We start from the raw sequence: 21,408 nt of genomic DNA, 5'->3' as shown, positions 1-21,408 counted from the left end.
GCGGGGGAGCCGGACACGACGATGAGCACGGAGCCGGCGCGGACGGCGGTCTGCTTCATCACGGTGTCGCGACCGCCCGCGGTAAAGGTGAGCAGTTGGCTCCAGGCTTCGTCGCCGAGGGCAGGCGCCGGCAGCTTCTGGGTGGCGACGGCGATCGGGGTGTCGCCCACGACGAACTGGTACAGCGGGCAGCCGGTCATGGCCTCGAAGACCGTCCGGGTGTTGGGGCCGAGCTTGTCGACGCTGTCGCTGTAGAGCTCCTCCGCGACCTCGGAGCCGGTACCCCGGCTGTAGGAGAACGTGGCCTTCGCGCTGTTGGGGAAGTCCAGGTCGCCTCCGGCGGCGCCGTCGCCGCCGAGCTTCTCCAGCGCGGGGCACCCGATCACGGTGACGTCGTCGCGGTCGCCATCACCGGTTTCCTTCTGACGGGTGTAGCCCTGGCCGAGGTCGGTCTCGTCCAGCAGCCGCTTGGAGAGCGTTGCCGAGGTGAGCGGGGCCGGAACGGGCTTTGCCGCGGGAGTCGGCTTGCCCGCGGCGGCCGGCGCGGAATCCGAGCGAGTGGGGGAGGAGCTGTCCTTCGCGCAGCCCGAAACGGAGAGGGCGACGAGGACGGCGAGGGACAGGGAGCCGGAGGTGCGACGGTGCACGGGGAATCCTTCGATGGTCGGATGGACTGACTGGCCGGACCCGAAGCGGGTTCTCCTCCGGCGGTTCGGCGGGATTGTGTACGGGGGCGGGTTAGTGTCCGAGGTCCCGCAGACCGTCGTCGTAGGTGCCGTGCCGATGGGTGACCGGGCCGCTGCGTCAATGACCAGGGGGTGGGGGTGCGTCATCATCAGCCCCTCCACCTCCTGGCGCACCGCGGCGGGGGAGTCGAGCGGGGGCTCGACATGCGTCGCGCTTACCTCCGCCACCCACTTCCACGCTCCTCGCTGCTGACGAGCCACACGCCTGCGTCCGAACACGTCTTTCCTCCCGTGGCGCTTCCGTCGGACGAGGATCGTGCCTTGCACCGGCAGCGTGGGGGCGCCCCTGCATCGACCAGGCCAACAGCGCTCCGGTACAAGTGCCTTACGCCTTCCCGAACACTGTGGAGTCCCATGCGCGTCACCACAGCTCAGAGACGTCGGTCTTGCTGCCGCGCCCGATCGCCGCCCCCTTCGGCCGATTCCTGTGGGCCTCACCGGCCCTGCCCGGCGCCGTCCACGTCGTCCGGGCGGCCCGCGAACACGGCATCGTCGACGCCCTGGCCGAGGCCGGCGTCACGTGCTGAGCCGACAAGGGAGACCGAGGCGCCGGCGGCACGGGCCGCATCCCGTGCTTCCTGGCTGGTCTGCGCCTGAAGGCGTGAACTGAACTCGCCGTGCCGGGTTCGGCGTTTCGACCGCGACGGCCTGCTGGTACGTCGACGAGACCTGGACGTTCTCGCGGCGGCCTGGGCGCCGGGGTTGCACGAAGCCCTGACCGGGCTGGGCGCGACGCAAGCGTGGCATGAACCGTGCAGGCCATCGCCCGCCCCCGGCCGGCACACCGCTGTGGTTCTCCCGCGCGACGCCGGGCCGCACTCACGCTCTGACCGCGGCCCGAGCCCATGACATCCAGGGTGCCAGCGCCGCCGGCCGAACCCAGTTCCACCACCACCGCGAACAACCCGCCCACTAGCGGCAGTTCAACCGCGACCACGCCCGGCTCAGCGCACTCGGCGAACGCGCCTTCGCGCAGCTGGTCTCCTCGCGAATCCTTCGGCGAGCCAGATGCTCGACCTGGCGCATCGGCACCGTCGTCCCGGCCGTTCGCACACTGCTGACGCGCAGCTATTCAGGATGAAAAGAGCTCACTGACCGTTTCTCTCCTTGGAGAAACCAGTTAGCGGCTTCCGGCGCGGGCGGCCTTCCAGCCCGCCAGTTCCGTCGCGCGATCCGTGATGATGCCGTCTACGCCCAGGTCTGCCAGTGCCTGCCAGCGGGCCGGGTCGTTCACCGTCCAGACGTTCACCGACAGGCCTGCGGCGTGCAGTTGCGCCACCAGCTCCGGGCGTGTCGACAGTGCGCGGTCGGAGACGTTGTACGCCGTCACTCCGAGGTCTTTGGCTACCGCTACCGGGTCCGCGTCCAGTTTGTCCCGCAGTAGCTCCATGGGGACTTCGGGTGCCAGCTGGCGGACTTGCTTCAGCGACTCGGGGAAGAAGCTCTGGACCCGTACGCGGTCCATCATCCGCTGTTCCTTCACGGTCTGCATGATGCGCGCGATATGTGCCTTGCCGCGTGTACCGGTGATGTCCAGCAGCAGCCGTCCGCCGCGCTCCCTCAGGTCCGCGAGCTGGGCGGCGAGCGTGGGAATTCGGGTCCCCGCGTATGCCGGGGCGAACCAGGAGCCTGCGTCCAGGGCGTCGACCTGCGCCGAGGTCAACTTTCCTATGTTGCCTGTGCCGTCGGTCGTCCGGTCCACGGTCGCGTCATGGAGTACATACTGGACGCCGTCCTGGGTCGTCCGGACGTCGTTCTCGATCCAGTCCACCCCGACGCGGCGAGCCACCTCACCCGAGATCAGGGTGTTCTCCGGAGCCACGGAGGAGGCGCCACGGTGGGCGATCACCTCGGGCAGCGACTGTGGAGAGGCCGTAGCAGGTTCCGCCCCTCGGTCGACCACCAGGAAGGCAGCGGCCAGTGTGGCGGTCAGGGCGGCGGCGGATATGGCTGCGACGCGCTGTCGCCGGCCTCGTGCAGGAGTCACGGTGGCGGACTCTAACACGCGGCCTGTTCCGGTCCTGACCGGGTCCACCTCACAGGTTTCGGCGATCGTCCGCAATAGTTGCAGGCGCGCTATAGGTGCAGGTGCGGGCTTCGCGCCTCATCCAGTGGTGTGGAGGTCGGCGCGGGCCCAGCGGCCGTCTCGGCCGCTCAGGTCTAGGCTGGAACGGAGGAATGCACCGACATGCGCTGCCAGTCGTGCGGGTTCGAGAATCGGGCCGGTGCCGCCTATTGCGAGGGGTGCCGCGCCGGATTGACGCGACCCTGCGGAGCTTGCGGCAGCCGGTGCCGCTGGGGATGCCGAACTGTCCGTCGTGCGGGGCAGCCTCGGCGTCGCCGTCCGGCGGGGGCGGATCCCCCACCGTCTTCCTCTCGGCCGGCGCGAACCCACCTCCCGGTCCGGAGCCGGGGGCGTACAGCGGAGGGACGGTCGGACGGGCCGGGCGTGGCCGTGGACCGGACGACGAACTCACCGGTGTCGTCCGCGACTTCCAGCTGCGGCGGGAACAGTGGGGCAACGACGCCGAGATGGAGATCTGGCACTTCCGCATCGAGCGGTACGACGAGAGCGGCAACAAACTCGCCGTCGTCCCGGTGGAGATGCGCGGCTTCTCCTTCGTGGGGTCGGTGAGCAACGGCGACCACGTGCACGTCAGCGGCCGCTGGCGGGACGGCACCCTGCGCGCGGACGAACTGACGAACCTCACCACCCGGGCGCGGGTCCGGGGCAAGTCCTACCGCGTCGCCCGCACCGTGGCCGTGGTGCTCTTCGTCCTCATCGCCCTGGGGGTCGTCATCGGCATCACGAGCGTCTTCGTCACCGGCTGCGGCGCCGACACCGGGCCGCCCCCTGGCTGGCCGACCCTGCCCCCGGAACCGTGATCCCGCCGGAGCCGCGACATGAGCAGTGACCCCGTCACCACCGACGCCGTCGACTACCTTCAACGCCTCGACCTCGTCCCCCCACTGCCCGGTACACCAGGGAACGCGCCCGCGCTCGCCGCCCGGCGGGTGGTGAGGCTGACCGGGGTGGGCCGGCCCGTGCGGGCGCCGACGCCGGTGGCCTCGCCGGAGAGCGCCCCCCGGCCCGACGAGGCGGGCTTCGACCCGCCGACCCTGCCGCTGCTCGTGGGGCTCGCCGGAGCCCGTACGCCGGTGGCGTTCCTGCTCGACGGCAGCGGGCAGGGCGTCTCGGTGTGCGTGGGCACCTGGGCCGAGGACGGGGCCGACCCGGCACGCCTCGACGCCCGGCAGGAGACCCTCCTCTCGGTGCTTGACGGCTGCTATCCCGCCGTCGACCTGGCAGCCGCCGGGGTCGCCACCCCGCCGCTCGCCTGCGGCGCCATCGCCCTCGGCGTACCGGGGTCGGTGACCGTCGACCCACGCGACGGCGCCCTGCCCGTGGACCGGCTGGTCCGCTCCATGAGCGGGCACACCTGGGCGGCGCTGATCCTCGCGCAGCCGGTGGGCGCGGCGGCGCTCGGCGGCGACCGGAACCGGGTTCTCAACGAGATGCGGGCGGTCTCCGCGGCGGTGGAGGCCGTCGGGGTGAGCAGCCCGCTCGCCGAGCACTACCTGCTCCTCCTGAAGGCCCGGCTCGCGGCGCTCGCCGACGCGCAGGCGCGAGGCGGCTGGCGTACCGCCGTCTACCTGCTCGGCGCCCGGCCCAAGGACGTCACCGCCCTCACCGGGGCCTGGCGGGCCGTGTTCTCGGGCGCGAGATCGGCGCCGGAGCCCGTACGGACGGTCGAACATCCGGCGGTCGTCGGGCTGGGGGAGCGCTGGGCGCTGCCCGAGGATCCGGAGCGGCCGGGACCGAACGCGTACCGGCATCCCTACGCGGCCCAGACCCTGCTCAGCTCGGCGCAGCTGGCGGCGTACGTGCACCTGCCCAACGTGGAGACGCCCGGATTCGCCGTCAGTCCCGTCCCCCGGTTCGACGTGGTCGCCCCGGAGGTGGACGACGGAGTGCCGCAGCTGCTCGTCGGCGACGTCCTGGACCACCGCCAGGCGACCGGCGGCCAGTACCGGGTGCCGCTGAAGTCGCTCACCCGCCACGTCTTCGTGCCCGGCACGACCGGCTCCGGGAAGACGAACACGATCATGGGACTGCTGCTGGAAGCGGGGGCGAACGGGGTGCCGTTCCTGGTGGTGGAGCCGGCCAAGGCCGAGTACCGCGCCCTGATCTCCCACCCGGTGCTCGGCCGGGACGTGCAGGTCTTCACCGCGGGCAGGACCACCGTCGGCCCGTTCGTCCTCAACCCCTTCGAGGTCCCGGCCGGCACCTCCGTCGGCGAACACCTCGACCTGCTGCGGGCCGTGTTCACCGCCTCGTTCGGCATGTGGACCCCCCTCCCGCAGATCCTGGAGCAGTGCCTGCACGAGGTGTACGAGGACCGGGGCTGGGACCTGCGCACCGGCGGCAACACCCGCCTCGACGACCTGGCCGAGCCGGCCGACGCCTTCCCCGATCTGACGGACCTCGTGTCCAAGGCCGGCGAGGTCATCGGCTCGCTCGGTTACGAGGACCGCATCGCGGGCGACCTGCGGGCCGCCCTGGTCACCCGTCTCCAGTCCCTGCGCAGAGGCGCCAAGCGCGCGATGTTGGACGTGTCCCGTTCGCTGCCGCCCGAGGTGCTCTTCGAACGGCCGACCGTGGTGGAGCTGGAGGCCCTCGGCGACGAGGGCGACAAGGCGTTCTTCGCCGGACTGCTTCTCATCCGCCTGGTCGAGCACCGGCGGGCCCGGGGACCGCGGTCCGGACTCGTCCACCTCCTCGTCGTCGAGGAGGCCCACCGGCTCCTCGCGAACGTCACCACCCAGGCGTCCGAGGAGACCGCGAACCCGCGCGGACAGGCCGTGAGCCTCGACGTGACGTCGTTCGGCGGCCGCGCGACGAACGTCTCCGGCACCCTCCAGGGGAAGGGCATCGGCTTCGCAGGGGAGGCGGTGCCCTGAAGCAGGCTCTCCGCCCGGCTACCGGGTGAGCCAGCCGCGGAGGAGTCTGCTGACGGTCGGCATCGCGACGTAGGTCATCAGGACGTTGAAGACGCAGGCGACGACCGCGCTGGCGAGGAGGACGGGGAGGCCGGTGAGGTGGGGGGTGAGGAAGAGGGTGCCGAGTACGGAGATGGGGTAGATCGCCAGGGTCGCGCTGATCGCCATCTTCCAGCGCGGGGGCGCGGGGCGGGTCGAGCCGGGCTTGGCGAACCAGGTCTCCATGCCGGTCAGCTCGCGGCGGGCGATCTCGGTGTGCTGGTGGCCCTGGCAGTCGGCGAACCAGGCGGCCCGCTCGGGGGACTCCTGCCACGCCCGGCACGCCTCCGCGTCGCGGAAGCGGTGGACGAGGAACCAGGGGGCGTCGCCGCCGGCGGAGCGGAAGAGGCCGTATCCGAGGTGGCCGGGGAAGGTCGCCGCGCACTCCAGGATCCCCTTCGCCCACCGCTCGAAGGACTCTTCGTGCCCGGGTTCCACCCGGCGGGCTATCAGGAGGTTCACCTCGCCGTCGTCGGCGGGGACGGTGGTGTGCTCCAGGCTGACCGCGGTCACGGGTACTCCTCATGATCACCGCGCGCCCGCCCCCACTGTACGCGGTGCCCCGCGCCGGCCCCCGGAACGCCGGAGCGCCACCCGCCCGGCGGGGGCGAGTGGCGCTGCGGAGGGAGGGATGGAGGGAGTGGGGTCAGACCCGCTGCCAGAGGGCCGGTACGTTCGGGGGCTCCCAGCCCGTCTGGGCCTGGTGGCCCTGGAGGCAGCGGTAGGTGGAGCCGCCGTAGGTGACGGTGGCGCCGGCCGCGTAGACCGTGCCCGCCTTCCACGTGCCGCCGGGCTCCGGCTCGCCCGGGCCCGGGCCGGGGCCGGGGTCCGTGCCGGTGGTCTTCAGCGTCAGGCCGTAGTTCGACAGGAGCGGGTTCAGCGGCTGGAAGAACGTCGTGCCGCCGCTGGAGCAGTTGCCGGAGCCGCCCGAGGTGACGCCCTGCGCCTGGCTGCCGGAGATGTACGAGCCGCCCGAGTCGCCCGGCTCGGCGCACACGGTCGTCCGGGTCACCCCGCTGATCGTGCCCTCCGGGTAGGTGACGCTGGTGTTGTGCTGCTGGATGGTGCCGCAGTGCCAGCCGGTGGTGGAGCCGGACCGGCAGACGGACGAGCCCACGGGCTGGAGCACGGACCCGGTGACCTGTACGTTCGCGCCGCCCGCGCCCTTCACGTACGGCGTCGACGTCCAGCTGCTGTTGGCCGCGACCCACGCCATGTCGTTGCCGGGGAAGGTCGAGCCCTGGAAGCTGCCCTGCGCGACCTGGTTGTAGCCGCTGGTGGTCTGGCCGACGCGGCCGCAGTGACCGGCCGTCGCGAAGCCCTGGGTGGTGCCCCGGGTCACCGCGAAGCCGACCGAGCAGCGCCCGCCGCCGCCCATGTAGTAGGCGTCGCCGCCCCGTATGTCGTACAGCGGGCGCGGCGCCTCGGCGCTGCGCACCACCCGCACCAGCGCGCGGGGCACCCCGGTCGCCGCCGTCAGGCGGTCGCCGGCGCCGGCCCGGGTCTCCTCGACCACCAGGACGTTCGCCCGCACGTCGACGTAGCGGACCGGCGCGTCGGCGCCCGCCGCCCGGTCCAGGGCCTCCTTCGCCCGCTCCAGCGCGGACAGGTCGTGGCGGACGAGCAGGGCCGTCGCCCCGGCCGCCCGGATCTCGGCGAGGCCCGCGGAGCGGGTGGTGGCCACGGTCAGGGAGCCGGACTCGGCGCCCTCGACCCAGGCGCCGGCGAAGGAGCCGCCGAGCCGGTCGCGGAGCCGGGCGGCGGCGGCGCCCGCCTCGGCCTCGTTCACCAGACGGCGCTCGGCCTGGGCCCGGGTCAGACCCAGGTCGCGGCCCATGGCGGCCAGCAGCTCGGGCTGGGCCTCGCCGGCCCCGAGCGCACGGGCGGCGCTCTGGACGGACGGGGCGGTCCCGGGGGAGGGCTGCGCGGCGGTCGCGGACCCGGCCTGGAGGCCGGCCAGCACCATCCCGGCGGCGGCCAGCGCGGTACACGCCGCGCGGGCGTGTCGTCGGAGCATGGGGAGTCTCCTCGGTTCTCGGTGGGGGATCTGCCGAGAACCGTAGGAACACGCCCGGGGGAGCGGGAGCCTCCGGCCGGCCCCTCCCCCCGCGTTATGCCCCCGGGCACTGTCGGTGGCGCCGACTACCGTGCGGCGCATGAGCGTTCCCGACGTCATCCCCGTCAAGCACGAGCCCGACTACCGCACGGCCACCATCGGCCGGTGGGACGGCGGCCAGTTCTTCGCCTCCGTCACCGCCGCCTTCCCGGAGGGCTGGAGCGGCGACGACTGGCAGCGGTGGAGGAGGTGGTACGCGGTCCTCCACCGGTTCGACGAGAAGGGCCGGCACCTGGAATCGAGCATCGCGTCCACCGGCACGACGGCCGAGGGGGAGCGGGAGGTCGTCGACACCGCGCGACGCCTCCTCGACGACTGGCTGGACGCCCTGCCCGGGCGGCGGTACGAGGACATCGCCGTCGCGCCCTTCTCTGTACGGTTCGAAGGGGTTCTGTTCGGCATGGTGGTGGTGGAGGAGGACGACAGTGCCGACGCGGACGGGGACGGGGACGGGGACGCGGACGCGCTGCGCGAGTGGGTCGAGCTCTACCCCGACGGCCTGGGGTTCTCCGCGCCCTGGGATGGCGAGTACGACACCTGACGGACAGTCAAGACGCCGTGGCCGCCGTCCTTCCCGCGCTGCGGGCCAGCGCCTCCGCGTGCGCGTCGCGGGCGTGCGCGAGGACGGCGGCGGCGCGTACGGCCGCGCGGCCCTCGGGGTGCCAGCCGAGGAGGTGGCGCCAGAGGAGCGGCGCGCCGGTCAGGGGGCGGGTGACGATGCCGGGGGTGGCCGGGAAGGTCGCCCGGCAGAGGCCCGCCGCGCGGCCCACCTGGACCAGGTGGACGCAGGAGGCGGTGTCCGTCTCGTACACCCGCGCCGGGGTGAAGCCGGCCCGTACGCACGCGGCGGCGAAGCAGTCGCCGAAACAGCCGTCCCCTGGCACGTCCGTCCAGTCCTCGCCCGCGAGTTCGGCCAGCGCGACGTGCGGGCGGGAGGCCAGCGGATGGCCGCTCGCCAGCATCACGTATACCGGGTCGCGGGCCACCTCGGTCCACGCGAGCCGTCCCGCCTCCGGCGGCGAGCTCTCCCCGCAGACGCCGACGAGCGCGAAGTCCAGCCGCCCGGCGACCACTCCGGCGGCCACCTCCCGCTCCGACCACGAGGTGTACGTGGTCACCTGCGCGTCCGGCTCGGCGTGCGCGAGCCGGTCCACCAGGCCGCCGAGGAGGGGTCCATGGGTCCCGCCGAGGCGATGCCCGGCGGCGCCGTCGCGGGCGAACCGGACGGCCTCCTCCTGGAGTTCGCAGACGGCGGGCAGCACCACCCGCGCCCGGTCGAGGACCAGATCGCCCAGGGCGGTGGCCCGCACGCCCTCCCGTCCGCGCACGAACAGGGCGCCTCCCAGTGCCCGTTCGATCCGCTTGAGCTGGGCGCTCAGGGCGGGCTGCGCCAGCCCGAGGGCGGTGGCCGCGCGGGTGAGGCTGCCGGCCTCGGCGATGGCCCGGACCGTCTTCAGGTGCCGCAACTCCAAGTCCATGCACCCAGCTTGAGGCTCCGCACGTGACAGGTCCAGACCAAGGAAGGGGGTATAGCGAGGAAGGGGCCGCCGAGGAGGGGGCCAGAGGGCGGGCTATCCGGCGCGGAGTCGCCCCGGCAGCCAGGCCAGTTGCGCGGCCTGCTGGAACGTGCCGCCGCCCTCGTGGTCGTTGAAGTCGTAGACCTCGATCGCCTTGTCCTCGTGCGCGTACGCGTTGAACGCGGCGAACACCGTCGACGGCGGGCAGGTCAGGTCCTCCAGCGCGGTGGAGAACAGCGCGGGCGCGGTCGCCCGGGCCGCGAAGTGCACCCCGTCGAAGTAGGCGAGGGTCTCCCGCACCCGCTCCACCCGGCCCCGGTGCGTCTTCAGGTAGTTGCCGATCTCCCGGTACGGCGTCCGGTCCGTGACGGTCGTCGCGCGCGGGAAGTCGCACAGGAACGGCACGTCCGGCGCCACCGCCACCAGGTCCGGCACCAGACCCGAGACGGCGACGGTGATGCCGCCGCCCTGGCTGATGCCGGTCACCGCCGCGCGGTCCGCGTCCACGAGCGGATGCGACCGCGCCGCCTCCACCGCGCGCACCGCGTCCGTGTACACGCGCCGGTAGTAGTACGTCTCCGGATCCTCCACGCCCCGCGTCATGAACCCGGGGAACGCGGGCGCGCTGCCCACCGGATCGGCGGTGTCGCCGGGCGCCCAACCGCTGCCCTGGCCACGGGTGTCCATCACGAAGTGCGCGAACCCGGCCGAGGCCCACAGCAGATGGGTGTGCGGGAGGCCGCGCCCGCCGCCGTACCCGAGGAACTCCACGACGACCGGCACCGGTTCGCTTACCCCGGCCGGGACGACGAGCCAGCTCTTGACGGGCTGCCCGCCGAAACCGGCGAAGGTCACGTCGTACGTCTCCACCGTGGCGAGCCCCGTCGCCACGCGCTCGAACCGGGCGTCGAGCGGGTGCTCGCGCGCCTCGCCGAGCGTCCTCGCCCAGAACGCGTCGAAGTCCTCCGGCTCCACCGACGCGCTGCGGTACTCCCGGAGCCGGTCGAGGGGCATGTCGAAGAGGGGCATGAATACCGCCTGGTCAGGTCGTCACGTTCGAAATGTCGACCGGTCGGACCCGGCCCGGCCCACCCTAGCCCGCACACCCCCGAGATTCATATACGTGAACGCTCGTCACTCACCCGCACACCCCCACCACCGCCACCCGCCACGGCAACCCCGGCCAAGGGAGCCCCCGCCACGGGAACCCCCTCCACAGCAACCCCCTCCATCAGCAGCCCCCGCAACCGCTCCGCCGCCCCCGGCCCCTCCGCCCACACCGTCAGCCACGACCCGTCCGGGAAACCGATGTCCACGCGCCGCCGCAGCGCCCGCGGCCACGGCGTCCGCCGCACCCCGGCATGCGCCCCGGCCACCGCCTCCTCCTCCGGCGCCCACTCGGCGCGCACGGACACGATGCCGCCGGCCACCCCCACGTAGCACTCCGGCTCTTCGGTGCGCAGCGCGTGCCGCGTCCAGTACGCCGCGTGCACCGCGAGCAGCAGCCGCCCGGCGTCGCTGTCCCAGCCGCCCCGCATGCCCGGCCCCGCCGCCAGGCGCACCAGCAGGCGCCACAGCTTCCGGCCCGGCTCCGTCAGCGCCCCGAGCGCGTCCAGGGGATCCTCCGGCAGGGCGACGAGGAAGCGGAAGAGGAAGAAGTTCCGCAGGGCGCGCCAACGCCTGCGGCGCCCGCCCAGCGGGGGCAGGCGGCGTACGCGCGGCCGCCTCCCGTACGTCGGCAGGCCCACCTCGAACTCCGTCATGCTCACCGTCCCTCCCCGGTGGGCAGCATAGGGGCGCGCCGCGCGAGCCTTCTTCCCGGAGGGGCCCGTGGAGGCGAAGGTGGGGTCGACAGCGGCGAACGGAGGGGTGTGGTGATTGTCGGAGTCCTCAAGGAGACACGGGACGGCGAGCGGCGCGTGGCGGCGACGCCCGCCACGGTCGAGAAGATCCGCGGGCTCGGCTACGAGGTCGTCGTCGACCCGGACGCGGGCACCGCGGCCGGCTTCCCCGACAGCGCCTACGAGGCGGCGGGCGCCCGGACCGGCGAGGCGGTGGAGGCGGACGTCGTGCTCGGCGTGAACGCCCCCGCGCCGGAGCGGCTGGACCGGATGTGCCCCGGCGCCACGGTGATCGCGCTGTTCGCCCCGGCCTTCGACCCGGCGATGGTCGAGGACCTGGGCCGGCGCCCCCTCACGGTCCTGTCCATGGACGCCGTGCCCCGCATCAGCCGGGCCCAGTCGATGGACGTCCTGTCCTCGATGGCGAACATCGCCGGCTACCGGGCCGTGGTCGAGGCGGCCCACGAGTTCGGCCGCTTCTTCACCGGCCAGGTCACCGCCGCCGGCAAGGTGCCGCCCGCGCGGGTCCTCGTCGCCGGCGCGGGTGTCGCCGGACTCGCGGCGATCGGCACCGCAGGCTCGCTCGGCGCCGTCGTCCGGGCCACCGACCCGCGCCCCGAAGTGGCCGACCAGGTCCGCTCCCTGGGCGGCGAGTACCTGGCCATCGAGTCCCCCGAGACGGAGGTCTCCGCGACGGGCTACGCCAAGGAGATGGGCGACGACTACAAGGCCCGCGAGGCCGCCCTCTACGCCGCTCAGTGCCCCGAGGCCGACATCGTCATCACCACCGCCCTGATCCCCGGCCGCCCCGCGCCCCGGCTGATCACCGCCGAGACGGTGGCCGCCATGAAGCCGGGCTCGGTGATCGTGGACATGGCCGCCGCCAACGGCGGCAACGTGGAGGGCACCGTACCCGGCGAGCGGACCGTCACCGCCAACGGCGTCACGATCCTCGGCTACACCGACCTCGCCGGCCGCCTCCCCGCCCAGGCGTCGCAGCTCTACGGCACCAACCTCCTCAACCTCCTCAAGCTCCTGACCCCCGCCAAGGACGGGCGCCTCGTCCTCGACGAGGAGGACCCGGTGCAGCGCTCGGTCACCGTCGTCCGCGACGGCGAACCCGCCTGGCCGCCGCCGCCCGTCCAGGTCTCCGCCGCCCCCGCGCCCGCCGCCTCCTCCCCGCAGCCCGTCTCGCCGGTCAGGGAACCCATGACACCCCGGCGCCGCTTCACCGGCGTCGCCGTCACCGCCCTCGCGCTCTTCCTCGTCGTCGGCTTCGCCCCCGCCGCGCTCCTGCCCCACGTCACCGTCTTCGTCCTCGCCATCGTCATCGGCTACTACGTCATCGGGCACGTGCACCACGCCCTGCACACCCCGCTCATGTCGGTGACCAACGCGATCTCCGGGATCATCGTCGTCGGCGCGCTGCTCCAGATCGGGCACGGCGGCACCGCCGTCACCGTGCTCTCGGCCGCCGCCATCCTGCTGGCGAGCATCAACGTCTTCGGCGGCTTCGCGGTGACGCGCCGCATGCTCGGAATGTTCAACAGGAGCTGACATGTCCGCCACCCACGCCGCCCAGGCGGCCTACCTCGTCGCCGCCCTGCTCTTCATCCTCGCCCTCGCCGGACTCTCCAAGCACGAATCGGCCCGGCTCGGCAACGCCTTCGGCATGTTCGGCATGGGCATCGCCCTCGTCGCCACCGTCGTCCTCGCCGCCGACCGGGGCATCGCCGCCGGCGCCGCTGGGCTGCTCGCCGCCGCCATGCTCGCCGGCGCGCTCATCGGCCTGTGGCGCGCCCGCGGCGTCGAGATGACCGGCATGCCCGAACTGATCGCGCTGCTGCACTCCTTCGTCGGACTCGCCGCCGTCCTCGTCGGCTGGAACGGCTACCTCGACGTCGAGCACCGCCCCGGCGGCCCCGAGGCCGCCGCCCTCGACGCGCTCGGCACCCTCGGCATCCACCACGCCGAGGTCTTCATCGGCGTCTTCATCGGCGCCGTCACCTTCACCGGCTCGGTCGTCGCCTACCTCAAGCTCGCCGCCCGGATCGACTCCCGGCCGCTGATGCTCCCCGCCAGGAACGCCCTCAACGTCGGCGCCCTCGCCCTCTTCCTCGTCCTGACCGTCCGCTTCACCGTCGCGCCCGCGCTCTGGCTGCTCATCGCGGCGACCGCCCTGGCCCTCGCGCTCGGCTGGCACCTGGTCGCCTCGATCGGCGGCGGCGACATGCCGGTCGTCGTGTCGATGCTCAACAGCTACTCCGGCTGGGCCGCGGCCGCCTCCGGCTTCCTCCTCGGCAACGACCTGCTGATCGTGACCGGCGCCCTCGTCGGCTCCTCCGGCGCCTACCTCAGCTACATCATGTGCCGGGCGATGAACCGCTCCTTCCTCGCCGTCATCGCCGGCGGCTTCGGCATCGAGGCCCCGGCCGGCTCCGAGGTCGACTACGGCGAGCACCAGGAGATCACCGCCCAGGCCGCCGCCGAACTCCTCGGCGCCGCCCGCTCGGTCATCATCACCCCCGGATACGGCATGGCCGTCGCCCAGGCCCAGTACCCGGTGGCCGAACTCGCCTCCAAGCTGCGCGCCCAGGGCGTCGCCGTCCGCTTCGGCATCCACCCCGTCGCCGGCCGCCTGCCCGGCCACATGAACGTGCTGCTCGCCGAGGCCAAGGTGCCGTACGACATCGTCCTGGAGATGGACGAGATCAACGGCGACTTCGCCGACACCGACGTCGTCCTCGTCATCGGCGCCAACGACACGGTCAACCCGGCCGGCGCCGAGGACCCGAGCAGCCCCATCGCCGGCATGCCCGTCCTCACCGTCTGGGAGGCCGGCCAGGTCATCGTCTTCAAACGCTCGATGGCCTCCGGGTACGCGGGCGTCCAGAACCCGCTCTTCTTCCGCCCCAACACCACCATGCTCTTCGGCGACGCCAAGGACCGGGTGGAGGACATCGTCAGCGCGCTCTGACGCCCCCACCCGGGACCTGGGTGCCTCCCTTACGTCAACACCGTTGACGCGCGAGCCGGGTGGCGATTCGATGCTGCCGTCGAGGCGGTCGGACGCCCGTCCGCCCGCCTCCGCCGCCGCTCCAGGAAAGGGACCCGCCCATGACCCACCCCGCCGACCCCGCCCAGGCCGCCGACCCCGCCCAGGCCGCCGACTCCGCCCAGGCCGCCGACTCCGCCGACCTCGCCTACCTGCCGGCCACGGAGGCCCTGGCCCGCTTCCGGGACCGCTCCCTCTCGCCGGTCGAGCTGATGACCGCCGTCATCGCGCGCGCCGAGGCCGTCGAGTCCAAGGTCAACGCCCTCGCCGAGCGGACCTTCGAGGAGGCGCTCGTCGCCGCGCGCGAGGCCGAGGCGCGGTACATGGGCAAGGGCCCGGCGCCCCGCGCCCTGGAGGGCCTCGCCGTCGCCACGAAGGAGGAGCAGCCCCTCGCGGGCCGCCGCAGCACCGACGGCTCGCTGGCCTTCCGGGACGAGATCGCCGACGAGACGCACCCGGTCGTCGAGCGGGTCCAGGCCGCCGGCGGCATCGTGCACGCCCGGACCACGACCCCGGAGTTCAGCTGCGCGGCCTTCACCGAGTCGCGCCTGTGGGGCGTGACGCGCAACCCGTGGAACCTGGAGTTCAGCCCCGGCGGCTCCTCGGGCGGCGCCGGAGCGGCGCTCGCGGCCGGGGAGACGACGCTCGCGACCGGATCCGACATCGGCGGCTCCATCCGGATCCCCGCCTCGTTCACCGGCACGGTCGGGTACAAGCCGCCGTACGGGCGCGTGCCGGCGATGGCCCCCTTCAACCTCGACACGTACTGCCACGACGGCCCGATGGCCCGCACCGTCGCCGACTGCGCCCTCCTCCAGAACGTCATAGCCGGGCCGCACCCGCTCGACGCGGTCTCCCTGCGGCCCAAGGTCACCCTGCCCGACCGCTTCGAGGGCGTCGCGGGCCTGCGGGTGGCGCTGTCGGTCACCCTCGGGGGCTGGCCGGTCGACCCCGAAGTGGAGGCCAACACCCGCGCGGTCGCGGAGGCCCTGCGCGCCGCCGGAGCCGTCGTCGAGGAGGTGGAGGTCCCGATCGGGCGCGCCGACGTGATGGAGGCGGCGATGATCCACTTCGGGACGGTGTTCGGCCCGTACGTCACCTCGGTCGCGGCGGAGCACGGCGACCTGCTCACCGCGTACGCGCTCGACTTCGCGGCCCGCACCGCCGAGGCCGCCCGCGAGCCCGGCAGCGTCATGCGCGGCCTGGAGCTGGAGGCGGCCGTGCAGCGGACGCTCGGTCTGCTGCTCGACCGCTACGACGTCCTGCTCTGCCCGACGACAGCGATCCCGGCGCTGAAGGCGGACGACGACCACCTCACGACCAAGGTCGTGATCGACGGCGTCGAGCTGGACCACTACCTGGAGGCCGCCATGACCACGGTGTTCAACATCGCCAGCCGCTGCCCGGTCCTCAGCGTCCCGTCCGGGACCGCCTCCAACGGCGTCCCGACCGGCGTCCAGGTCGTGGGCCGCACCTACGACGACACCACCGTCTTCCGCGTGGCCACGGCCATCGAGGAGGCCCGCCCCTGGACCGGCCGCCGCCCGCTCCTCTGACCCGGGCGGAGGTACGCCGGTCCACCTGGCACTCTTGTTGCACATAGTGGGCAAGTAGTCATCATGTGCAGGAGGAGTGCTGTGGCCGGACCGGTCGTCCTGGGAATCGAGTCGTCGTGCGACGAGACCGGCGCGGGGATCGTGCGCGACGGGAAACTGCTCGCGCACGTCGTCGCGTCGAGCATGGACGAACACGCCCTCTTCGGCGGCGTCGTGCCCGAGATCGCCGCCCGGGCGCACCTCCAGGCGTTCGGCCCGGTCGTCCGGGAGGCCCTCGGCCGGGCCGGGCTGCGGCTCGGCCAGATCGACGCCGTCGCCGTCACCACCGGACCCGGCCTGTCCGGAGCGCTCCAGGTCGGCCTGGCAGGGGCGAAGTCCCTCGCGTACGCCGCCGGGGTGCCGCTGTACGGAGTCCACCACCTCGCCGGACACGTCGCCGCCGACACCCTGGAGCACGGGCCGCTCCCGCAGCCGTGCGTGGTGCTGATCGTCTCGGGCGGGCACACGTCGCTGCTGCTCGTACGGGACCTGGTGCGCGAGCCGATCCTGCACCTGGGCGACACCCTCGACGACGCGGCGGGCGAGTGCTTCGACAAGGTCGCCCGCATCATGGGCCTGTCCTACCCGGGCGGGCCGGCCATCGACCGGGCCGCCCGGGACGGGAACCCGCGCGCGGTGGACTTCCCCCGGCCCCTCACGCGCCCCGGGGACGACCCGTACGCCTTCTCCTTCTCCGGACTCAAGACGGCCGCCGCCCGCTGGGTCGAGAAGCACCGCGCGCAGGGCCTCGACCTGCCGGTGGCGGACGGGGCCGCCGCCCTCCAGGAGGCCGTCGCCGACGTCCTCACGCGCAAGGCACTCGCCGCGTGCGTGGCATACGACGTGAAGACGCTGATCGTGGTCGGCGGGGTGGCCGCGAACTCCCGGGTCCGCGGCCTGGCCGAACAGCGCTGCGCCGCGGCGGGGGTGGAGCTGCGGGTGCCGCCGATGACGCTGTGCACGGACAACGGCGCCATGATCGCGGCCGTCGGCGACCTCCTCGTACGCTCCGGCGCCGAACCCGCCCCGCTGGACGTGTCGATCGACCCGTCCGCGCCGCTGGAGTACGCGTCCCTGACGCCGCGCTCCGCCGCCTCCTCGGTGCGCGCGGCCTGACGGCTGCCGTCGTCCGTCGGGGCGGTCGGGGCGGTCGGGGCGGTCGGGGCGTCCGTCAGAAGGACGTCCAGGTGAACGACACCTCGTCGCCGTTCTCTATCTCGAACTGGCAGCCGCCGACCGGGGTCGGGACGCCGTTCACCGCGATGCTCCAGTAGGCGGAACCGCCGCCGCTGACGCCCTTGACCGTGTCGACGGAGTAGTCGTCGAAGGAGGCGTACCAGGTCCCGTCCCAGGTGAAGCCGTTGCGCTTCGCCGCGTGGTCGAGGGCGGCGGTCGGGGTCGGGACCTTGGTGGCGTGGGCGCCGCCGTTGGTGCCGTCGCAGGGGTGCGTGCCGCCGGTGGCGGTGGTCACGTCGTGGCCCCAGGTGAAGATCTTCTTCTGGAAGAGCGGGCCGTCGGGGCCCTGGACGGTGAGGGTGACGCGGACCGGGGCGTTCGTGAACCCGGTGGCGTCGGCCTGGGCGGTGGCCGGGGCGGTGACGAGGAGCGCGCCGAGGGTGGCAGTGGTGACGGTGGCACGGCGCAGGAAGGCACGGGACATGGAGGTTCCTCTCGGGTGGGATGCGGGTGGGATGTGGGCGGGAAGTGAGTGGGTTCAGCCGTCGCGGCGCGTGAAGCGGACCGGTGCCTGGAAGCGGGCCCTGCGGGCGGCGCGGCGGAAGACGGTGAGCACGGCGGGGCCGGCCAGGGTGATCGCGACGAGGTTGGTGACGGCCCGGCCGGTGTCCCAGCCGAGCGAGGTCGCCACGTCGAAGGCGAGATAGCGCTGGAACTGCTCGGTGAACGGCAGCCCCGGCAGGTACGCGATCGAGCTGTCCGGGTCCAGCGAGAAGGGCCAGAAGGAGAGGTTGAGGAGGAAGCCGAACAGGTAGCCGGAGAGCGAGCCGTAGACGGCGAGCAGCGCGATCTCCTGGCGGCCGGTCGCCCGCGGCAGGAAGCCCGCGAGCATGCCGACGAAGGCGCAGCCGAACATCTGGTACGGCATCCAGGGGCCGACCCCGCCCGTGATGAGGGCGGAGGCGAAGAGCGACGTGCAGCCGAGGGTGAAGCCGAAGCCCGGCCCGTACACCCGCCCGGCGAGGACCAGCAGGAAGAAGACGGACTCGATGCCGGCCGTTCCGGCGCCGAGGGGGCGGAGGGCGGCGTTGACCGCCGACAGGACGCCCAGCATCGCCAGGGCCTTCGAGTTGATGCCGCCCTCGGCGATCTCGGAGATCACCACGCACAGCACGATCGCCAGCAGCACGCCGAAGATCAGCGGCGGCGCGTAGTGCGAGCCGAACCGCCCCGGCGCGACCACGAACGGCCAGAAGAACGCGACGAGGCCGAGGAACGCGGCCATCGCGATGACGAGGGCGGCCCGCGGGCCGATACGGATGGCGGAGTCCCGCTCAGGGAGGAGGCGGGCGCCCACGCCCGACTTCGTCGTCCCGCTCATGCCCGTCCCACCGTCCCGGCCGTGTCGGCCAGAGCCTCCGTCACCTGCGCGACGGTTAGATAGGGAAGGGGCGCGAGGATCTTGGCCGTCTGCGGGGCGAACACCGGGGAGGCCACGACGACTTCCGTGGTCGGGCCGTCCGCGACGATCTCCCCCTCCGCCATGACGACGACCCGGTCGGCCGCACGGGCCACGAACTCGACGTCGTGCGTGGCGATCACCACGGACCGCCCCTCGGCCGCGAGTTCCCCCACGATCCGCTCCAACTGCGCCTTGGCCCGGTAGTCGAGTCCCCGCGTGGGCTCGTCGAGGAACATCACCCAAGGCGCGGCGGCCAGTTGGATGGCCAGCACCAGCGCGAGCTTCTGCCCTTCCGAGAGGTCCCGGGGGTGGATGGCGTCGGGGACCCCGGGCGCGAGCCGGTCCAAGATCGCGCGGGCGGACGTGCCGGTCGCCGCCGTGCCCGACTCGGCGTCCGCCTGGGCGAGTTCCTGCCCGACCGACTCCAGGTAGAGCAGATCGGTGGGGGTCTGCGGCACCAGGCCGACGAGCGCGCGCGCCTCGGCGGCGGACAGGTCGCGCGGGTCGGCACCCGTCGTCGACGCTGTCTCAGCCCCCGTCATCCCTGCCCCTGTCTTCCCTGCCCCCGTCTTTACTGTCTCCGTCTTTGCTGTCTCCGGCCGTGAGGCCCGTACCGCGCCCGCCGTGCGCGGGCCCGAGCCCTGGAGCGCCCACAGCAGGGACGACTTGCCGGAGCCGTTGCGCCCCATCAGGGCCGTGACCTCGCCGCCGGACAGCCGCAGGTCGACCTCGCGGACGGCGGGAGTGCCCCGGTACGAGACGGTGACGCCGCGCGCGGTGAGCAGTCCGGGACGCGCGGCGGGGGGCGCGGGCCGGGCCGGGGCGGGAGCGGTACCGGACAGCCGGGCCCGCAGGGGGGCGGCGGCGCGCCGCGCGTCGCGGATGGACAGGGGCAGGGGGGACCAGCCGGCGGTGCGCCCCAGTTCGACGATGGGCGGCGCGATCGTCGTCGTACGGAACACCTCGGCGGGCGGCCCGTCGACCACGCGCCCGTCGCCCGGGAGGTGCAGGACCCGGTCGGCGTACTGCACGACGCGTTCGAGCCGGTGCTCGGCGAGGAGGACGGTGACCCCGAGGTCGTGGACGAGCCGGGTCACCGCGGAGAGGACCTCCTCGGCGGCGGTCGGGTCGAGCGCCGAGGTGGGTTCGTCGAGGACGAGGACCCGGGGGTGCGCGGTCAGGACGGAGCCGATCGCGACGCGCTGCTGCTGCCCGCCGGAGAGTTCGTGCAGGGCGCGGTGGCGCAGGTCGGCGAGGCCGAGGAGGTCGAGGGTCTCCTCGACGCGCTTGCGCATGGTGGCCGGCGGTACGGCCAACTGCTCCATCGCGTAGGCGAGTTCCTCCTCGACGGTGTCGGTGACGAAGCCGTCGAGCGGGTCCTGCCCCACGACGCCGACGACGTCCGCGAGTTCGCGCGGCGGATGGGCGGCGGTGTCCCGTCCGTCGACGACGACCCTGCCGTACAGTGTGCCGCCGGTGAAGTGGGGGACGAGGCCGTTGACCGCCCCGAGCAGGGTGGACTTGCCGACGCCGGTGTGACCAACGACGAGGCAGAGCTCGCCCTCCTCGACGGTGAGGTCGACGTCCCGGAGCACGGGCTCGGACGTGTCCTCGTACCGGACGGATACCTGCTCGAAGGTGATCACGGGGTTTCCTCGGTGCGTGGTGCGGGGACGGCGGGCGCGCGACCCGGACGGCTCGCGCGCGGCGGCTTTCCCGCGGGCTTTTCCGTCGGCTGTCCCGGCGGCGGGGCCAGGAAGCCGGCCGTCCCCGCGAGGAGGATCGCCGCGGCGGGCACGAGCGGGAGCGTGGGCCAGCTCAACGGGTAGATGGACGGGTTGAGTTCGGCGGCGTCGAAGCCCGCGTTCGCGAACAGCAGCACCGCCGAGAGGACACCGCACCCGGCGACCGCCCACTCCGGGAACCGCCACGGGTCGGGCCGGTACGTCGTGCGGGTGACGCGTCGGCCGCCCAGGCGCAGCCCCGCCACGCACAGGAGCGCGCCGGCGCCCATGGCGGGCAGGCCGAGCGCCGTCGGCGCGGTCGCGTCGAGCAGGCCGTACGCCCCCGTGCACAGCCCGCACATGCCGAGCAGCATCAGCGCCCCGGTCGCGCGGCGCGAAGCCCGGGTGGCCGTGCCGGCCCGGCCGTAACCCCGCGAGTCCATCGCGGCGGCGAGCCGCAGCGAGCGCTCCAGGGCGTCCTCCAGGACGGGCACGACGATGCCCCGCAGAGCACGCAGGCCCTTGGAGCGGCCGGCGCGGAGTTTACGGGCGCGGTGCACCCGCTGGACGCTCTGCACCAGTTGGGGGGCAACGCTGATCGACACGGTGACGGCGACGCCGAGTTCGTACAGCGCGCCGGGCAACACCCGTAGGGCCCGCTTGGGGTTGGCGAGGGTGTTGGCGGCGCCGATGCAGCACAGCATGCACGCGAGCCGGAGCCCGTCCGTGGCGGCGGAGAGCACGGCCTCCAGCGAGACGGGCCCGCCGATCTGGATGCCCGCGTACCAGTCGGGGGTGGGGATCCGGGGGAGGGAGAAGAGGAAGTGGTCGTGCGGGGTGATGCCGGTCGCGAAGACGGCCCGGAAGACCACGCGGATCGCGACCACCGTCAGGGCCAGATAGAGGTAGTACTTGAAGCCCCGGGCCCACGGCGCTTCGGTACGGCGCATGGTGATGACGTAACCGAGGACCGCGAGCACCAGGAAGAGCAGCAGCGGGTTGTTGGTGCGGCTGACGGCGGTGGCGAGGGCGAGGGCCCAGATCCACCAGGCGACCGGGTGCAGGGTGCGGGGCAGCCTCCGGCCACCCGTGTCCGCGGGGACGGGAGGGACGGGCGAGCCGGGACGTCCGGGAGG

Annotated in this window: 18 protein-coding genes and 2 pseudogenes; 9 read left to right on the top strand and 11 right to left on the bottom strand. The window is 73.5% G+C overall.

Annotated elements, in window-relative coordinates; translation table 11 throughout:
- Positions 1-647: hypothetical protein (locus ACFXMG_RS33685; protein WP_384903067.1), on the bottom strand; the 647-nt coding region annotated here is incomplete at its 3' end.
- Between the two features lie 500 nt (positions 648-1,147).
- On the opposite strand from ACFXMG_RS33685, the pseudogene ACFXMG_RS33680 reads away from it, so the two are divergent.
- A pseudogene (locus ACFXMG_RS33680) lies at positions 1,148-1,270 on the top strand (IS5/IS1182 family transposase); the annotation flags it as partial.
- A 95-nt stretch (positions 1,271-1,365) separates the two neighbouring features.
- Positions 1,366-1,827, top strand: a pseudogene (locus tag ACFXMG_RS33675) (IS5/IS1182 family transposase); the annotation flags it as partial.
- A gap of 39 nt (positions 1,828-1,866) precedes the next feature.
- On the opposite strand, the gene ACFXMG_RS33670 reads toward ACFXMG_RS33675, so the two are convergent.
- A complete protein-coding gene (locus tag ACFXMG_RS33670; RefSeq protein WP_383828596.1) occupies positions 1,867-2,733 on the bottom strand; it encodes a glycerophosphodiester phosphodiesterase in 867 nt (288 codons plus the stop codon).
- Positions 2,734-3,023: 290 nt separating this feature from the next.
- Here ACFXMG_RS33670 and ACFXMG_RS33665 point away from each other — a divergent pair, with 290 nt between their 5' ends.
- Both ACFXMG_RS33665 and ACFXMG_RS33660 read left to right on the top strand, forming a co-directional pair.
- Entirely contained in the window at positions 3,024-3,632 is a 609-nt protein-coding gene (locus ACFXMG_RS33665) for a hypothetical protein (protein WP_383828598.1), read from the top strand.
- A gap of 18 nt (positions 3,633-3,650) precedes the next feature.
- Positions 3,651-5,708, top strand: coding sequence for an ATP-binding protein (locus ACFXMG_RS33660; protein WP_383828600.1), 2,058 nt, complete (start codon positions 3,651-3,653; stop codon positions 5,706-5,708).
- A gap of 18 nt (positions 5,709-5,726) precedes the next feature.
- On the opposite strand, the gene ACFXMG_RS33655 is transcribed toward ACFXMG_RS33660, so the two are convergent.
- Positions 5,727-6,299 carry an antibiotic biosynthesis monooxygenase gene (locus tag ACFXMG_RS33655; RefSeq protein WP_383828602.1) on the bottom strand — a complete coding sequence of 191 codons (573 nt, stop codon included), beginning with the start codon at positions 6,297-6,299 and terminating at the stop codon, positions 5,727-5,729.
- A 133-nt stretch (positions 6,300-6,432) separates the two neighbouring features.
- Positions 6,433-7,803 (bottom strand): carbohydrate-binding protein, encoded by a 1,371-nt coding sequence (locus tag ACFXMG_RS33650; protein ID WP_383828604.1) that lies wholly within the window; start codon positions 7,801-7,803, stop codon positions 6,433-6,435.
- Positions 7,804-7,942: 139 nt separating this feature from the next.
- Here ACFXMG_RS33650 and ACFXMG_RS33645 point away from each other — a divergent pair, with 139 nt between their 5' ends.
- The gene (locus tag ACFXMG_RS33645; protein ID WP_383828606.1) at positions 7,943-8,443 is read left to right on the top strand and encodes a hypothetical protein; all 501 of its coding nucleotides are present in this window, start codon (positions 7,943-7,945) and stop codon (positions 8,441-8,443) included.
- A 7-nt stretch (positions 8,444-8,450) separates the two neighbouring features.
- Here the strand turns inward: ACFXMG_RS33645 and ACFXMG_RS33640 are convergent, their stop codons facing one another.
- The 3 genes from ACFXMG_RS33640 to ACFXMG_RS33630 all read right to left on the bottom strand — a co-directional run bounded on the left by ACFXMG_RS33640 (position 8,451) and on the right by ACFXMG_RS33630 (position 11,182).
- Positions 8,451-9,380 (bottom strand): LysR family transcriptional regulator, encoded by a 930-nt coding sequence (locus tag ACFXMG_RS33640; protein ID WP_383828608.1) that lies wholly within the window; start codon positions 9,378-9,380, stop codon positions 8,451-8,453.
- 93 nt (positions 9,381-9,473) lie between these two features.
- Complete coding sequence (locus ACFXMG_RS33635; RefSeq protein ID WP_383828610.1) at positions 9,474-10,448, bottom strand: acetylxylan esterase; 975 nt, start codon at positions 10,446-10,448, stop codon at positions 9,474-9,476.
- A gap of 86 nt (positions 10,449-10,534) precedes the next feature.
- Positions 10,535-11,182, bottom strand: a complete 648-nt coding sequence (locus ACFXMG_RS33630; protein ID WP_383828612.1) for a hypothetical protein — start codon at positions 11,180-11,182, stop codon at positions 10,535-10,537.
- Between the two features lie 111 nt (positions 11,183-11,293).
- Between ACFXMG_RS33630 and ACFXMG_RS33625 the strand changes: the two genes are divergently transcribed.
- The 4 genes from ACFXMG_RS33625 (at position 11,294) to tsaD (ending at position 17,026) form a co-directional block, all read left to right on the top strand.
- The gene (locus ACFXMG_RS33625; RefSeq protein WP_383828614.1) at positions 11,294-12,817 is read left to right on the top strand and encodes a Re/Si-specific NAD(P)(+) transhydrogenase subunit alpha; all 1,524 of its coding nucleotides are present in this window, start codon (positions 11,294-11,296) and stop codon (positions 12,815-12,817) included.
- 1 nt (position 12,818) lies between these two features.
- Positions 12,819-14,237 (top strand): Re/Si-specific NAD(P)(+) transhydrogenase subunit beta, encoded by a 1,419-nt coding sequence (gene pntB, locus ACFXMG_RS33620; RefSeq protein ID WP_383828616.1) that lies wholly within the window; start codon positions 12,819-12,821, stop codon positions 14,235-14,237.
- A gap of 140 nt (positions 14,238-14,377) precedes the next feature.
- Positions 14,378-15,871, top strand: coding sequence for an amidase (locus ACFXMG_RS33615; RefSeq protein WP_383828618.1), 1,494 nt, complete (start codon positions 14,378-14,380; stop codon positions 15,869-15,871).
- An 81-nt stretch (positions 15,872-15,952) separates the two neighbouring features.
- On the top strand, positions 15,953-17,026 hold the full coding sequence (tsaD, locus tag ACFXMG_RS33610; RefSeq protein ID WP_384119984.1) for a tRNA (adenosine(37)-N6)-threonylcarbamoyltransferase complex transferase subunit TsaD: 1,074 nt from the start codon (positions 15,953-15,955) through the stop codon (positions 17,024-17,026).
- 55 nt (positions 17,027-17,081) lie between these two features.
- On the opposite strand, the gene ACFXMG_RS33605 is transcribed toward tsaD, so the two are convergent.
- Genes ACFXMG_RS33605 through ACFXMG_RS33590 form a run of 4 tightly spaced genes read right to left on the bottom strand, consistent with a single transcriptional unit; the run spans position 17,082 to position 21,348 of the window.
- Positions 17,082-17,570: a DUF4430 domain-containing protein gene (locus ACFXMG_RS33605; RefSeq protein WP_383828622.1), complete on the bottom strand. Its 489-nt coding sequence runs from the start codon at positions 17,568-17,570 to the stop codon at positions 17,082-17,084.
- Positions 17,571-17,624: 54 nt separating this feature from the next.
- Positions 17,625-18,467, bottom strand: coding sequence for an ECF transporter S component (locus tag ACFXMG_RS33600; RefSeq protein WP_383828624.1), 843 nt, complete (start codon positions 18,465-18,467; stop codon positions 17,625-17,627).
- Entirely contained in the window at positions 18,464-20,194 is a 1,731-nt protein-coding gene (locus tag ACFXMG_RS33595) for an ABC transporter ATP-binding protein (protein ID WP_383828626.1), read from the bottom strand. Before ACFXMG_RS33595 ends, ACFXMG_RS33600 begins: the two co-directional genes overlap by 4 nt.
- On the bottom strand, positions 20,191-21,348 hold the full coding sequence (locus tag ACFXMG_RS33590) for an energy-coupling factor transporter transmembrane component T (RefSeq protein ID WP_383828643.1): 1,158 nt from the start codon (positions 21,346-21,348) through the stop codon (positions 20,191-20,193). The genes ACFXMG_RS33595 and ACFXMG_RS33590 overlap by 4 nt, the downstream gene beginning before the upstream one ends.
- Positions 21,349-21,408 lie beyond the last annotated feature (60 nt).

Origin of the sequence: Streptomyces sp. NPDC059201, assembly GCF_042754585.1 — a bacterium.
Taxonomy (GTDB): domain Bacteria; phylum Actinomycetota; class Actinomycetes; order Streptomycetales; family Streptomycetaceae; genus Streptomyces.
This window is presented reverse-complemented; position numbering and strand designations above follow the sequence as displayed.